Annotated in this window: 14 protein-coding genes; 8 read left to right on the plus strand and 6 right to left on the minus strand. The window is 62.3% G+C overall.

Features of this window, described 5'->3' with window-relative positions; translation table 11 throughout:
- Positions 1 to 27: 27 nt before the first annotated feature.
- The 3 genes from J2858_RS20850 to J2858_RS20860 all read right to left on the minus strand — a co-directional run bounded on the left by J2858_RS20850 (position 28) and on the right by J2858_RS20860 (position 1,472).
- Complete coding sequence (locus J2858_RS20850; RefSeq protein WP_210106790.1) at positions 28 to 417, minus strand: RidA family protein; 390 nt, start codon at positions 415 to 417, stop codon at positions 28 to 30.
- A 20-nt stretch (positions 418 to 437) separates the two neighbouring features.
- Entirely contained in the window at positions 438 to 1,043 is a 606-nt protein-coding gene (leuD, locus tag J2858_RS20855) for a 3-isopropylmalate dehydratase small subunit (protein WP_210106791.1), read from the minus strand.
- 189 nt (positions 1,044 to 1,232) lie between these two features.
- The gene (locus J2858_RS20860) at positions 1,233 to 1,472 is read right to left on the minus strand and encodes a hypothetical protein (RefSeq protein ID WP_210106792.1); all 240 of its coding nucleotides are present in this window, start codon (positions 1,470 to 1,472) and stop codon (positions 1,233 to 1,235) included.
- A 111-nt stretch (positions 1,473 to 1,583) separates the two neighbouring features.
- Between J2858_RS20860 and J2858_RS20865 the strand changes: the two genes are divergently transcribed.
- The 3 genes from J2858_RS20865 to murA all read left to right on the plus strand — a co-directional run bounded on the left by J2858_RS20865 (position 1,584) and on the right by murA (position 4,177).
- Entirely contained in the window at positions 1,584 to 2,522 is a 939-nt protein-coding gene (locus J2858_RS20865; RefSeq protein WP_210106793.1) for an HpcH/HpaI aldolase/citrate lyase family protein, read from the plus strand.
- Positions 2,519 to 2,725, plus strand: coding sequence for a DUF1737 domain-containing protein (locus J2858_RS20870; RefSeq protein ID WP_210106794.1), 207 nt, complete (start codon positions 2,519 to 2,521; stop codon positions 2,723 to 2,725). The genes J2858_RS20865 and J2858_RS20870 overlap by 4 nt, the downstream gene beginning before the upstream one ends.
- Before the next feature lie 141 nt (positions 2,726 to 2,866).
- A complete protein-coding gene (gene murA / locus J2858_RS20875) occupies positions 2,867 to 4,177 on the plus strand; it encodes a UDP-N-acetylglucosamine 1-carboxyvinyltransferase (protein WP_210106795.1) in 1,311 nt (436 codons plus the stop codon).
- 10 nt (positions 4,178 to 4,187) lie between these two features.
- Here the strand turns inward: murA and J2858_RS20880 are convergent, their stop codons facing one another.
- The gene (locus J2858_RS20880; RefSeq protein WP_210106796.1) at positions 4,188 to 4,631 is read right to left on the minus strand and encodes a metallopeptidase family protein; all 444 of its coding nucleotides are present in this window, start codon (positions 4,629 to 4,631) and stop codon (positions 4,188 to 4,190) included.
- Between the two features lie 208 nt (positions 4,632 to 4,839).
- Between J2858_RS20880 and J2858_RS24155 the strand changes: the two genes are divergently transcribed.
- The 5 genes from J2858_RS24155 to bfr all read left to right on the plus strand — a co-directional run bounded on the left by J2858_RS24155 (position 4,840) and on the right by bfr (position 11,615).
- A complete protein-coding gene (locus J2858_RS24155) occupies positions 4,840 to 5,829 on the plus strand; it encodes an ImuA family protein (RefSeq protein ID WP_245366903.1) in 990 nt (329 codons plus the stop codon).
- Between the two features lie 40 nt (positions 5,830 to 5,869).
- Positions 5,870 to 7,303 carry a Y-family DNA polymerase gene (locus J2858_RS20885; RefSeq protein ID WP_245366957.1) on the plus strand — a complete coding sequence of 478 codons (1,434 nt, stop codon included), beginning with the start codon at positions 5,870 to 5,872 and terminating at the stop codon, positions 7,301 to 7,303.
- Positions 7,300 to 10,677: an error-prone DNA polymerase gene (locus tag J2858_RS20890; RefSeq protein ID WP_210106798.1), complete on the plus strand. Its 3,378-nt coding sequence runs from the start codon at positions 7,300 to 7,302 to the stop codon at positions 10,675 to 10,677. The genes J2858_RS20885 and J2858_RS20890 overlap by 4 nt, the downstream gene beginning before the upstream one ends.
- 169 nt (positions 10,678 to 10,846) lie before the next feature.
- Positions 10,847 to 11,164, plus strand: coding sequence for a (2Fe-2S)-binding protein (locus J2858_RS20895; RefSeq protein ID WP_245366906.1), 318 nt, complete (start codon positions 10,847 to 10,849; stop codon positions 11,162 to 11,164).
- Positions 11,130 to 11,615, plus strand: a complete 486-nt coding sequence (bfr, locus tag J2858_RS20900) for a bacterioferritin (protein ID WP_210106799.1) — start codon at positions 11,130 to 11,132, stop codon at positions 11,613 to 11,615. The genes J2858_RS20895 and bfr overlap by 35 nt, the downstream gene beginning before the upstream one ends.
- Positions 11,616 to 11,693: 78 nt before the next feature.
- On the opposite strand, the gene J2858_RS20905 is transcribed toward bfr, so the two are convergent.
- Together J2858_RS20905 and J2858_RS20910 are read right to left on the minus strand one after the other, a co-directional pair.
- Positions 11,694 to 12,221 carry an RNA pyrophosphohydrolase gene (locus J2858_RS20905; protein ID WP_210106800.1) on the minus strand — a complete coding sequence of 176 codons (528 nt, stop codon included), beginning with the start codon at positions 12,219 to 12,221 and terminating at the stop codon, positions 11,694 to 11,696.
- 7 nt (positions 12,222 to 12,228) lie between these two features.
- Positions 12,229 to 13,443, minus strand: a complete 1,215-nt coding sequence (locus J2858_RS20910; protein WP_210106801.1) for a divergent polysaccharide deacetylase family protein — start codon at positions 13,441 to 13,443, stop codon at positions 12,229 to 12,231.
- Positions 13,444 to 13,466: the final 23 nt, after the last annotated feature.

Genomic DNA, 13,466 nt, shown 5'->3' on the forward strand with positions numbered 1-13,466 from the left:
CCGCTGGACGAAGTCGCAGATTGGTTGTCATGCGGAACCGGCGCCGCGGCGCGCAGTAACCTCGATCTCGATCTTCATCTCCGGGCTGACCAGACCGCAGACCACCATTGTGGCGGCCGGGCGAATGGCGCCAAAGACGTCTCCGAGGACGGGAACCACCGCATTGTAATGGACCACGTCGCTCAGGTAGTAGCGCACGCGCAGCACGTCCGTGAGGGAACTGCCGGCCTCTTCGAGCGCCTTGGCAATGGTCTGCAGCGCGTTTCGGGCCTGTTCGCCGACATCGTCGGGCATGACCATGCGGCTGTAATCATAGCCGGTGGTGCCGGAGACATAGATCATGTCGCCATCCACGACAGCGCGTGAATAGCCGATCGTCGCTTCAAAGGGAGAGCCCGACGAGATGTGCGTCAGCATCGGAAACTCCTTCTTCGGCATTAAAGCCAGGGACGCTCGGACTTCAGCTTCGTCTCGAACGAGGCAATGGCGCCGTCGCTCTTCATCGTCGTGGCAATGTCGTCGAGGCCTTCCAGCATGATGTGCTTGCGGGCCGGATCGATGTCGAAGGTGATCGTGCCGCCATCGGGACCGGAAATCTGCTGCGCTTCCAGATCCACCGTCAGCACGGCATTGGAGCCGCGCGAAGCATCGTCCATCAGCTTGTCGAGGTCGTCCTTGGAGACGACGATCGGCAGGATGCCGTTCTTAAAACAGTTGTTGTAGAAAATGTCGGCGAAGGACGTGGAGATGACGCAGCGGATGCCGAAATCGAGGAGTGCCCAAGGCGCATGTTCGCGCGAGGAACCACAGCCGAAATTGTCGCCGGCCACCAGGATCTTGGCGTTCTGATAGGCGGGCTTGTTGAGGACGAATTCGGTATTGAGCGAGCCGTCTTCCAGATAACGGGCTTCGGCAAACAGGCCGGCACCGAGGCCGGTGCGCTTGATCGTCTTCAGGTAATCCTTCGGAATGATCATGTCCGTGTCGATGTTCACGACAGGAAGCGGCGCAGCAACGCCGGTGAGCTTGGTGAATTTATCCATGATCTGCCTCCGCGAGACTTACTTCTGCGGAAGCTGCCATAGACCAATTTCAATAGGATTTGAAGGCCGGTTTGCCATCAAACGGTACGCCGCCCTGCCTTGAGCGGGCGGCTGTCATCACAATGTGATACGCGCCCTGTAAAGAGCGCGCAGGCAAGTCACTGCCGGCAGGGCCTAAAGATCGATGGCTTAAAGATCAATAATCGTGCCGCGGCCATCGTTCCAGACGCGCATGTGCTCATCTCTTGCCTTTGCCGAACGCCTCGCACGCACAGGGGCGGGCTTGGGGCCCGGGGTCAGTGCCTTCACGACCGTAAACACGGCAAGCATGGCGGCAAAGGCCAGCGTGATGGAGGCCGTCAGCACGACGATTGCGGTGATGGCGGCAATGCCGGCAAGGCCAAGGAAGAGTGCGCGGATATTCTGCATGGTTTTAAACCTTTCTTCTTGTGGAAATGTGGGCTTTTCTCTCGACACATGCAAGGGCTTTTGCCCTACTGCGCTCTTGCGCCTCATCACAAAGCTTGTCACAACATTGCGATGTCCCATTCGCTTGCTCCGGCTCTTCGCCCGCACCGCTCGTTTTTGAGCGTGCCTGCCATCAACCAGCGCGCGCTGACCAAGATTTCCTCGCTTGCCTGTGATGGCGTGATCTTCGACCTCGAGGATTCCGTTTCTTTCGAGAAGAAGCACGAGGCACGCACCAATCTGTCGGCTCATTTCGCAGAGCCGCCGGCCGGGGATCGCCTCTCGATCATCCGCATCAACCCGCTCCTCTCTAAATTCGGCGCCGACGATCTGGCGCTCGTCGTCTCTATCCACCCCGATGCGATCCTCCTGCCGAAGGTGGAAAGCGCCGACGACCTGCAAACCGTGGAACGCGTCCTTGACGAGGCCGGCGTTCCCGACACCACCAAAATCTGGGCGATGATCGAGACGGCCAAGGGCGTGCTCAATGCGGGCGCGATTGCCAGTTCCCGCGAAACATCCGTACCCCGCCTGCAGGGGTTCGTTGTCGGCCTCAACGATCTTCGCAAGGAAACACGCATTCCGGCGCGGAAAGGCCGCAGCTTTCTTATTCCCTTCCTGATGCAGGTGGTGCTGGCGGCGCGCGCCCATGGGCTTTGCGTCATCGACAGCGTATTTAACGATTTTCGCGACGCCGAAGGTTTTGAAGACGAGTGCATCCAGGGCCGCGACATGGGCTTTGACGGCAAGATGCTGATCCACCCGGCACAGATCGACCCGGCCAACCATCACTTCGGCCCCGATCCGGAGGCTGTCGCAGAGGCCGAGGCGATCATCGCCGCCTTTTCCACACAGGAAGCGCAGACCCTCAACGTGATCAACCTCAACGGCCGCATGATCGAGCGGTTGCATCTTGTCGAGGCCGAACGGCTCGTGCAACTGGCCCGGCTGATCGGACAAAGCAGCCGCATCGACCAAAGCCCCTTTGACCAAGGAAAGACCGAAACATGAAAGTTTACCGCTTCCTCACCGGACCCGACGATTCCTCCTTCTGCCATCGGGTGACGGATGCCCTCAACAAGGGATGGGAATTGTACGGCTCCCCCAGCCACACCTTCAACGTGGCGGAAAACAAGCTCTATTGCGGGCAGGCGGTGGTGAAAACCGTCGAAGGCAAGGACTATCATCCCGACATGAAGCTCGGCGAGCAGTAAGCTCAAAAGCCTGCCGGACAGCGCCTAAGCGCGTGGCAGGGCTTGCACAACCGATCCCGAACGATGGCGATGCCTTACAACGGCCGGGAAATCCGTGTGGTTGGGGCATTGCTTCGCACCCCAACTAAGACGGATGAGACCATGGCAGAACCGAGAGCGGCTGAACGGGTAGAATATATTGTCGAGGGCGGACATCGCCTGTCCGGCACCATCGAGCCCTCGGGCAACAAGAATGCAGCCCTGCCGATCATTGCGGCCGCCTTGCTGACCGACGAACCCGTCATTCTCTCCAACGTTCCGCGCATTCGCGATGTCGAGGCGCTGGTGCAGCTTCTGTCCTCGCTCGGCGCCGAAACCGCATGGACGGATCACAATACCTTGCGGATCCATGCGCGCGAGGTTCGCCCGGCAACGCTGGATCCGGATCTGTGTTCGCGCATTCGCGCCTCGATTCTGCTGGCCGGGCCGGTTCTTGCCCGCTGCGGGGAAATTACCCTGCCGCCGCCCGGAGGCGACGTGATTGGCCGGCGCCGGCTCGACAGCCACTTTCTGGCCCTGCGCCAGCTCGGGGCGGATATTGCCCTCGACGGAGATTATGTCTTTCACGCCAAAAAGCTTGTCGGGGCGGATGTGTTTCTCGACGAACCCTCGGTCACGGCAACGGAAAATGCGCTCTGTGCCGCCGTTGCCGCCTCCGGCACGACGATCCTGCGCAACTGCGCCTCCGAACCGCATGTGCAGGATCTCGCCCATTTCCTGGTTGCCATGGGCGCCCGCATCGAGGGTATCGGCACCAATTGCATGACGATCCATGGCGGGGCAGCCCTTTCGGGGGCAAGCCACCGGATCGGGCCGGACCATATCGAGGTGGGCTCCTTGATCGGGCTTGCAGCGGTGACCAATTCCGATCTTCGCATCACCAATGCCGGCGTCCAGCATCTGCGCTCGACCCTCATGGGCTTTGAACGGCTGGGGATCCATTGCCGGATCGAGGGCGACGATCTGATCGTGCCCTCCGGCCAGTCCAAACGGATCGAACCGGATTTCGGCGGCCATGTGCCCAAGATAGAGGATCAGCCCTGGCCCGCCTTCCCGGCCGATACGATGTCGATTGCCATCGTCACCGCAACCCAGTGCGAGGGCATGGTGCTGATGTTTGAAAAGATGTTCGAATCCCGGATGTTCTTCGTCGACAAGCTGATCTCGATGGGGGCACGCATCGTGCTATGCGATCCGCACCGGGCCGTCGTTTCAGGACCAAGCCCGCTTAAAGCCGCACGGCTGGAAAGCCCCGACATTCGTGCCGGCATGGCCATGCTGATTGCCGCCATGGGCGCCGAGGGCACGTCGATCATCAACAACGCCCAGCAGATCGAGCGCGGCTATGAACGCATCGATGAGCGGCTGAATGCGCTGGGCGCCCGCATCCGGCGCATTCCGGCCCGCGCCTGATGAAAGCGGCTTAGCCGGTGCGATCTGCCGCTTCGTCGACGCTTGCCTCGATGCGCTCCATGTCATCGTCGCTCAAGCCGAAATGGTGGCCGATCTCGTGGATCAGCACATGGGTGATGATATCACCCAGTGTTTCCTCGTTTTCCGCCCAGTAATCGATGATCGGCCGGCGATAGAGCCGGATGCGGTTGGGCAATTCGCCGGTTTCCATGGTGAACCGCTCGGAAATGCCGCGTCCTTCGAAAAGCCCCAGAAGATCGAAGGGCGTCTCAAGCGCCATGTCCTCGAAAATCTCGTCGTCGGGAAAATCCTCGATCTCGATGGTGAGGTTTCCGGTCAGCGCACGGAACTCTTCCGGCAGGTTGCCATAGGCCTCGATTGCCAGCGATTCGAACGTGCTGATGGTCGGGGCGTGGCGATCACGCCAATCATCGGTCTGGTCGACACGGGCCATAACTGCTCCTTTTTCAACGAGCATATAAGGTTTCCAGAAAAATATTTCGAGTGCGGATTCAAGCAAGAGGTGGGGAGGGTGAACGAATCTCGCCAAGGGTGCTGTTGACTCTTCCGGGCAGCTCTGGAATCCATAAGAACATAACATGAACATATGAGGCGAAGAGGATCATGGAGATTCTGCCTCGACAAGAAGTGGAGCTGACGTCATGGCGCGATCCGCCCTGGCGCAGGAGACTGTTTTTGCCCTGCGCGAAACGATAGCCCGGCTGGAGGGAAAGCCTATTCCGGCACTGGCCGCTGCACAGGCGCAAGCCACGGCAGACGGGCAGGAAAGGGAACGGTCAGGCCGGGAAGACCGGCCGGCCCGGCTGGCGACCGGTGTTGCAGTCATGGACGAGGCCCTCGAGGGCGGGGTGCCGCTCGATGCCATCACCGAAATCCGCAGCCGCGCTTTTCTCGATGCGGGTGTCGCAAGCGGCTTTGCATTTGCCCTTTCGGCGCGCCTGCAGGCAGGCGCGCAGGGCGGTGTGGGCACGCTGCCGGTGCTGTGGATTGCCGAGCGGATGGCAAGCCAGGAGGCCGGAGCGCCTTACCCCTTGGGGATAAGAGGGTTCGGCTTGTCCACGACACAGTTTTTTCACGCCTTCCCGAACCGTATCGATGAGGCGCTGTGGCTTGCGGAAGCAGCCCTTGGCAGCGGCGCCTTTGGCGTGACCATTCTGGAGGTGCGCGGCAATCCGAAAGCCTTCGGGCTGACCGAAAGCCGGCGCTTGGCGTTGAGGGCAAAGGCGGCGGGGCGGCCGCTTTTCGTTCTGCGCCATGCCGCGCAGGAGGAGGCCTCGAGTGCCACCTTCCGGTTTCTGGCCGAACCGGCGCTTGCCACCGAACGGCGCCTTCCCGACGGATCGATGCTGGGCGGCAGCATCGGCCATCCCGTCTTTCGTCTCACCCTGGAGAAGAGCCGAAACCCGGCTCCGCTCTCCCTCTTTCTTGCCTGGAACGCCCATGACCGCCAATTCACCTGCGTCGACGACCCGATCCGACATGCTGTGCCTGAGGGGAGGGCCGCAGCGCATTCTCGCGCTTCACTTCCCGCAGCTTTCAACCGACAGGATCCTGCGCCGGCACTGGGGTCTCTCCTGGCGTTTGACCGGCAAGCGGGCGGGCGGGCCGGGCCTTTCGAGCGGGCATCCTGAGGATGCGCCTCTCGTCTGCGCCGGCAGGCGTGACAATGCCATGCGCCTCACGGCGCTGGATGAGAATGCGCAGGCAGCCGGGCTGAAGCGGGGGCAGGGGCTTGCCGAGGCGCGCGCCATCTGTCCGGGCCTTGTCGCCATCGACGAGGATAGCGCCGCCGACCGGCGCTTTCTCGAAGCGCTCGCCGACTGGTGCGACCGCTATACGCCGCTGGTGGCGCTGGAGGGCCAGGACGGCCTGTTTCTCGACATTACAGGCTCCGCCCATCTTTTCGGCGGCGAGGCGGCCCTTCTCTCTGATGTTCTCCACCGTATGACAGGCCTTGGCCTTGCCGTGCGCGGAGCCGTCTCGTCGACACCCGGCCTTTCTTCCGCCGTTGCCCGCTTTGGCGAAAGCCGGGTGATCGCCGACAGCGAAATCGAGGCCGTTCTTGCCCCCCTTCCGATCGCTGCCCTGCGCGTTGGCGCCGACGTGGTTCAGGCGCTGGCAAAGGTGGGACTGAAACAGGTGGGCGACCTTCTGGAGGCGCCCCGCGCGCCGCTTGCCCGACGCTTCGGCCCCCATCTCCTGCTGCGGCTCGATCAGGCAACCGGCTTGGACGAGGAGGCGATTTCGCCGCGCCTGCCGGTGGCAAGCCTGTCGGCCGAACGACGGCTGGCCGAACCGATCCAGTCCGAGGAGGATATCCTGAGCCTTGCCGGCCAGGTGGCGGAAGCCCTGAAGCCGAGCCTCGAAGCCCGCGCTGCAGGCGGCCGGATGTTCGAACTGGTGCTGTTTCGGGTCGATGGCAAGGTGTTTCGCTTGACCGCCGGCGCCTCGCGCCCCTTGCGCGACGGTCCCCGCATTGCCCGCCTGTTTGCAGAGCGGCTGACGGGCGTGCATGACGAGCTCGATGTCGGCTTCGGCTTTGAGATCCTCAGGCTCAATGTCCTCAGCCACGACGCTTTTGACCACGCCCAGGGCGATTTCGATGGCGATGGCTCCAGGCAGCAGTCCCTGGCCGATTTCATCGATCAGGTGTCGGCACGGCTTGGGCCAGAATGTCTCAAGACCTACCAGCTGCGCGAAAGCCATATTCCCGAGCGGGCCGTGGTCGCGATCGAGGCCCTTCACCACTCGGTCTCCAAACCACAGCGCCTGCCGGAAGCGGCACCGCTTGGCACTGCAAGCAGTGCGGAAAAGGAGCGGCCGCTGCGACTGTTTGCCCATCCCGAGCCGCTCGAAGCCTTTGCTGTGGAAGTGCCGGACGGGCCACCGATCCGCTTTCGCTGGCGAAGGCTCACCCATCAGGTGCGCCGGGCGGAAGGGCCGGAACGGCTGGCGGCGGAATGGTGGCTGGACGGTGAAGGCGCCCCGACGCGCGATTATTTCCGGCTTGAAGCCGACAATGGCCAGCGTTTCTGGGTCTACCGGCAGGGGCTTTACGACCAGGTGGCCAATCCGCGCTGGTTCATGCACGGCATTTTCGCATGAAAGACGCTCCTGCCTTTTGCGAACTGGGAGCACGCACCAATTTCTCCTTCCTGGAGGGCGCCTCGCATCCGGAGGAAATGGTGCAGCAGGCCGTTTTCCTGAAGCGGCAGGGCCTCCTCTCAGGCCTTGGCATTGCCGACCGCAACACGGTGGCGGGCGTGGTGAAGGCGCATTCGCAACTGCGGGTGCTGAAGAACGAGACGGATCTGGAGGTCAAGCCCGGCGCGCGGCTGGTGTTTTGCGATGAGACGCCGGACCTGCTGGCCTATCCCCGCAACAGAAAGGGCTGGGGCCATCTCTGCCGGCTGCTGAGTGCCGGCAATCTGCGCGCCGAAAAAGGCGAGTGCCGGCTTTTCCTTGACGACCTCCTCACCTGGGGCGACGAGATGATGCTGGCGATCCTGCCCGGCCGGCCGTTGCTGTTTGATAGGCGTGCAGGGGAAAATTTTCTCACTCTGCTTTGCCGCCTGCGCGCGCGCTTCGGCACGGCGCTCCATCTGGCGCTGTCTGCCCATTATGACGGGCAGGATGCCTTTGCCTTTGCCGCCTTTTCCGGCTGGGCCCGAGAGGCGCGGGTGCCGCTTATTGCCACCAACCAGCCGCTTTACCATAGCACTGAGCGCCGGCCGCTCGCAGACATTGTAACCGCCATTCGCGAGCATGTGACGGTGGCGGAGGCGGGCTTTCGCTTTGCCGCCAATGCCGAACGCTACCTCAAGACGGCCCCTCAGATGGCCTCGCTCTTTCGCCGTTATCCGCAAGCGCTCGGCAACAGTCTTGCCTTTTTCAAGGCGCTCACCTTCTCGCTCAACGAACTGCAGCACAATTATCCGCAAGAGCAGGTGGCGGGGGAAACGCCCGACCAGACCCTTGAACGGCTGGCCCATGAAGGGGCCCACCGGCGATATGGAGGTGACGTTCCGGAAAAGGTCAGCGCGCAGATCCGCGCCGAACTCGATCTGATTTCAGAGAAAAAATACGCGCCGTATTTCCTGACCGTGCGCAACATCATGGAATTTGCCCGCGGTGAGAACATTCTCTGCCAGGGGCGCGGATCGGCGGCCAATTCCACCCTCTGTTACTGCCTCGGCATAACCGATGTCGATCCGATGACATCCTCACTGCTGTTTGCAAGGTTCCTCTCCACCGAGCGCGACGAGCCACCCGATATCGACGTGGATTTCGAGCATGAGCGGCGCGAGGAGGTGATCCAGCACATCTATCGCACCTATGGACGCGAGCATGCGGGCCTCACCGCCGCCGTCACCAGCTATCGCACCCGCTCCTCCGGCCGCGAGGTGGCCAAGGCTTTCGGATTGTCGCAGGACGTTCAATCGGCGCTGTCGAGCACGATCTGGGGCTGGTCGACGGAGGGTCTGACGGAGCGCGAGGCGAAGAATGCCGGGCTCGACACGGAGGATGCGACGACGCAGCGCGTGCTGACCTATGCCCGCCAGCTGATGAATTTCCCCCGCCACCTCACCCAGCATGTCGGCGGTTTCGTCATCACCCGCGACCGGCTGGACGAGGTGGTGCCGATCATGCCGACCGCCATGCCCGGCCGCTACATGATCGAGTGGAACAAGGACGATCTCGACACACTCGGCATCCTGAAGGTGGATGTGCTGGCGCTTGGCATGCTGACTTGCCTCGCCAAGGCTTTCCGCCTGCTGGAGAACCATTATGGGCAGCGGAAAACCCTGGCCGGCATCTTGAAAGACGAGAAGCCGCAGGTTTACGACATGATCTGCCGGGCCGACACGGTGGGTGTCTTCCAGATCGAAAGCCGGGCCCAGATGAGCATGCTGCCGCGCCTGCGGCCGCGGAAATTCTATGATCTGGTGATCGAGGTGGCCATCGTGCGCCCGGGCCCGATCCAAGGCGACATGGTTCACCCCTATCTGAAGCGCCGCGAGGACGAGCGGGCAGGGCGGAAGATCGAATATCCGAGCGACGAACTGCGCCAGGTGCTGGAGCGCACCTTGGGTGTGCCGCTCTTCCAGGAACAGGCCATGCAGATTGCCATTACGGCGGCGGAATTTTCCCCCAGCGAAGCCGACAGGCTGCGCCGGGCCATGGCCACCTTCAAGCGCACCGGCACCATTCACAGCTTTCGCGACAAGATGGTCGGCAACATGGTGCGCCGCGGTTATGACAAGGATTTCGCCGATCGCTGCTTCAGCCAGATCGAAGGGTTTGGCGAATACGGCTTTCCCGAAAGCCATGCCGCCTCTTTCGCGCTGCTGGTCTATGTCTCCTGCTGGTTCAAGGCGCTCTATCCCGATGTGTTCCTCGCCGCGATCCTCAATGCGCAGCCGATGGGTTTTTATGCCCCCGCGCAACTGGTGCGCGATGCGCGCGAGCACGGGATCGAGGTGCTGCCGGTCGATGTGAACTTTTCCGACTGGGACGCCATGCTGGAAGAAGGCAAGGGTTTCGACGCCCGTCGAATGGCGCCGCAGCACCGGGACATGGGCACTGTCATTCAGGCGCGAAAATCGGTGCGGCTGGGCTTCCGACTCATCAAAGGTCTGTCGGAGGCAGAAATCCGGGGAAAGCTGGTGGCGGCGCGCGGCGAAGGCTATCGCTCGATCCGCGAACTGTGGCTGCGCTCCGGCCTCAACCGCGCCACCATCGAAAAGCTGGCGGAGGCGGATGCCTTCCGCTCGATGGGGCTCGACCGGCGCCAGGCGCTCTGGGTGGTACGGGCGCTCGATGCCGCAAGCGCCCGCGACAGCCTGCCGCTGTTTGAACGGGCAGGCCACGAGGATCTGCAGCACGAGCCGGCGATGGACCTGCCGGAGATGCCGCCCGGCGAAGAGGTGATCGAAGATTACCGCAGCCTCACTCTGTCGCTGAAGGCGCATCCCGTCTCCTTCCTGCGCGGCGAGCTTGCGGGGCGGGCGATGGTGACCACGGCCACGCTCAGAACCGCCGAGAAGAACCGTCGGGTGGAGGTGGCGGGGCTGGTGCTGATCCGCCAGCGGCCCGGCACGGCCAAGGTGATCTTCATGACGCTGGAGGACGAGACGGGCACCGCCAACATCATCGTGCGGCCAAAGATCTTTGCCGCCTACCGGGCCGTGGTCATGGCCGCAAGGATGGTGCGCATCCGTGGCCTGCTGCAGCGGGAAAGCGACGTGATCCACGTGATCGCCGACCATATCGAGGACCTGACCCCGATGCTCGGCCTGCTGCAGGCCGAAACCCGCCGTTTTGGTGCCTGCGAACGGTCCGATGAGGTCTTGCGGGCGACCCGCGATCCACGGGAAGCGCGGGGGAGGCCGTTTCCGCCTTCAACTCCAGGCGCCCCGCCGGCAGGTGCTTTGGACGAAAATGCCCGCGTGCTGCCGCGCGGTCGCAATTTCCACTGACACGGCAACCTCCACGGCTCAGCAGCAAGCGACACGAAGATGTGACAAGGCCAAGGGCCGCCCGATCAGCGAAAAGGCCCGTCAGCCGCCTTTTGCCGGCGATTCTTTCTTGACATCCATCATCCGCTTTATCAATAAAGAGGATATCGTGTGTCATGTTTGATGGCTAATGAGCATGCTGGTCTGTAGTTGCAATTACATCACCGATCATGAAATCAGGGACGTGATCAACGGGCTCCTCGACGAGGACTGTTGGCAGCTGATCGTGCCGTCCAAGGTGTATCATGCGATGAGCAAGCGCGGCCGTTGCTGTGGATGCTTCCCGAATGTCGTCGACCTGATTATCCGGACCACGGAAGAATATCATGCCTGCCGCCACTCGACGGAGGCAGAGGTTGTCGACTATATGTCACGCTTGAAAAAGTTCCATGAGGACAACAGGAGAGCGGACATTGAAAGGCGACACAAGAGTCATCGAGCGGCTTAACGAAGCCCTTTTTCTCGAACTCGGCGCAGTCAACCAGTATTGGCTTCACTATCGGCTTCTGGAAGACTGGGGCTATACGAAGCTTGCCAAGAAGGAACGGGCCGAATCGATCGAGGAAATGCAGCATGCCGACAAGCTCGTCGCGCGCATCATCTTCCTGGAAGGCCATCCCAACCTGCAGACCCTTGCTCCGCTGCGGATCGGCCAGACCGTTCGCGAAGTGCTGGAAGCGGATCTCGCCGGCGAATATGATGCCCGCACCGCCTACAAGGCATCCCGCGACGTCTGTCATGAAGCCGGCGATTACGTCACGATGAAGCTGTTCGAAGAACTGCTGATCGACGAAGAAGGCCATATCGATTTCCTCGAAACCCAGCTCGAATTGCTCGGCAAGCTGGGCGAAGAGCGCTACGGCCTGCTGAACGCCGAGTCGGCTGACAGCGCCGAATAAGCCATTTCAAATCATCAAAAAGCCGGCTCGCGCTTATCCGCAAGCCGGCTTTTTTGTGGGCCAATGACACGCGGCAGATCAGCCTTTCGTGCCGGACAAATGCGAGAAGGCCGCAACCACCTGCTCATAAGCAGGCCGCTTGAAGGAGACGATCAGTTCCGGCAGTTCCGCCATCGGCTTCCAGTCCCAGGCATCGAATTCCTGATGCTGACCGCTGGGCGGGTTCTCGATGTTGATTTCGCTCTCGTCGCCCTCGAAGCGGAAGGCAAACCAGCGCTGGCGCTGGCCACGATACTTGCCCTTGAGGCCGATGCCGATCAGGTGGGCAGGAAGATCGTAATGAATCCAGTCCGGCGCTTCTGCCAGAAGCGAGACGGTCTTGATGCCGGTTTCCTCGAACAGCTCGCGATAGGCCGCATCACGCGGATCTTCACCCTTGTCGATCCCGCCCTGCGGCATCTGCCAGAGCTGCGGCGATCCGTCCGATTCACTGTTGTTTTGCGACAGGCGCCGGCCAACCCAGACCAGCCCCTCCCGGTTCAGCACCATGACGCCGACGCAGGGGCGATACGGCAACTCGCTTGCGGGTTTCTTGTTCTTGCTCATGCTCACCTCACTGATGTTCGGGCTCGGCCAGAAGGGCCGACACGCCTACAATTTCCACGCCACGACCTTGCGCCTGCTTCAACCACTCAGCCACGGCATCCACCGTTTCGTCAAAGGCCGAGCCGATGCCGATTGCCGATCCCTGCCGCTGCGCAATCCGCTCGAGATCATCCAGCTTTTTCAGGATGGCCTGACGCGAGAGGCTTGTATCCAGTGTCAGGTCGGCAAAGCCATGCGGCAAGGACAGTGTGCGGGCGAGATCGCCGCTCTTCGATTGCGCCGATGACCCATCATCGAGAAACAGCAGTCCGCGGCGCGCCAGATCCGCCAGAATGGGCTGAAGCGCCTGCGGATCGGCGAGATAGCGGCCGCCGAGAAAGTTGACGACACCGGTATAATTGGTGATGCGGCCCATGGCCTCGTGCAGGCGGCTCAGATTTTGCGCGGACGAAGACCCGCTGACCAAGGTCAGGGGACCTGGATCGTTTGCCGGGTAATCAAACGGTTCCATCGGTATCTGCAGGAGGATTTCGTGATCCGAACGGCGCGCCTCCTGCATCCAGCGCTGCAGGCTGTTGCCGCTGGCGGCAAAGGCAAAGGTCACGGAGCCGGGCAGCGCGCGGATTGCCTTTTGCGTTCCGGTCTGACTGAGGCCGAGCCCCCCGATGACGATCGCAATGCGCGGGCCACGCGCACCGGACCAGGGCCTGGCATACTGATCCATCGGCCGAAGCCCATCCGGACCCTTGACCGGCAGGCGCCCGAAACGCGTCTCTTCCAGAAGATCGTCATTGGGCAGGGCGGCCAGGCGCGGATCCTGCCCGATCCGAGCCCCCTCGACGAGAAGCGGTCCGGAACCATCCCGCGGGCGCGGTGAAAAGGTGGTGACGACCGTCCCGTCCTCAAGCTGGGCAGGCTTGGCATTGGCCCCGCCTCCCCCACCGGAGCGCAGCAGCGACGATAGCGGCGGCTCGTCCTGCAACGCCGACCGGGACGGCTCGGGTACAGGCTTTGCCAGCCCATCGACGGAGGGGGTAAGGGGGACTGTAACTGCGACGCGGGCCTTATCGGGAACGCCCGAAGCCCGCATGAGATAAAAGGACACGCCGAGAAGGGTAGCAGCCGACAGGCCGAGAAGGCACCCACCCACCGAAAGGCCCCGCCTCGGCCGGGCCTTTTTGGGTCTGCCGGGTCCAAGCGGAGCGCGAAGATCTGTCCCCAATGCGTCCGTCCGCTGTGCTGGAG

This window comes from Neorhizobium galegae, assembly GCF_017877135.1.
GTDB lineage: Bacteria > Pseudomonadota > Alphaproteobacteria > Rhizobiales > Rhizobiaceae > Neorhizobium > Neorhizobium galegae_A.

What these genes read in the sequence shown, in the direction of transcription:
- J2858_RS20885 (WP_245366957.1), top strand. Translation starts at nt 5,870, where the DNA reads ATGCGCCTCACGGCGCTGGATGAGAATGCGCAGGCAGCCGGGCTGAAG.
- murA (WP_210106795.1), top strand. Translation starts at nt 2,867, where the DNA reads ATGGCAGAACCGAGAGCGGCTGAACGGGTAGAATATATTGTCGAGGGC.
- J2858_RS24155 (WP_245366903.1), top strand. Translation starts at nt 4,840, where the DNA reads ATGGCGCGATCCGCCCTGGCGCAGGAGACTGTTTTTGCCCTGCGCGAA.
- J2858_RS20895 (WP_245366906.1), top strand. Translation starts at nt 10,847, where the DNA reads ATGAGCATGCTGGTCTGTAGTTGCAATTACATCACCGATCATGAAATC.
- J2858_RS20905 (WP_210106800.1), bottom strand. Translation starts at nt 12,221, where the DNA reads ATGAGCAAGAACAAGAAACCCGCAAGCGAGTTGCCGTATCGCCCCTGC.
- J2858_RS20890 (WP_210106798.1), top strand. Translation starts at nt 7,300, where the DNA reads ATGAAAGACGCTCCTGCCTTTTGCGAACTGGGAGCACGCACCAATTTC.
- J2858_RS20880 (WP_210106796.1), bottom strand. Translation starts at nt 4,631, where the DNA reads ATGGCCCGTGTCGACCAGACCGATGATTGGCGTGATCGCCACGCCCCG.
- J2858_RS20860 (WP_210106792.1), bottom strand. Translation starts at nt 1,472, where the DNA reads ATGCAGAATATCCGCGCACTCTTCCTTGGCCTTGCCGGCATTGCCGCC.
- leuD (WP_210106791.1), bottom strand. Translation starts at nt 1,043, where the DNA reads ATGGATAAATTCACCAAGCTCACCGGCGTTGCTGCGCCGCTTCCTGTC.
- J2858_RS20870 (WP_210106794.1), top strand. Translation starts at nt 2,519, where the DNA reads ATGAAAGTTTACCGCTTCCTCACCGGACCCGACGATTCCTCCTTCTGC.
- J2858_RS20850 (WP_210106790.1), bottom strand. Translation starts at nt 417, where the DNA reads ATGCTGACGCACATCTCGTCGGGCTCTCCCTTTGAAGCGACGATCGGC.
- J2858_RS20865 (WP_210106793.1), top strand. Translation starts at nt 1,584, where the DNA reads ATGTCCCATTCGCTTGCTCCGGCTCTTCGCCCGCACCGCTCGTTTTTG.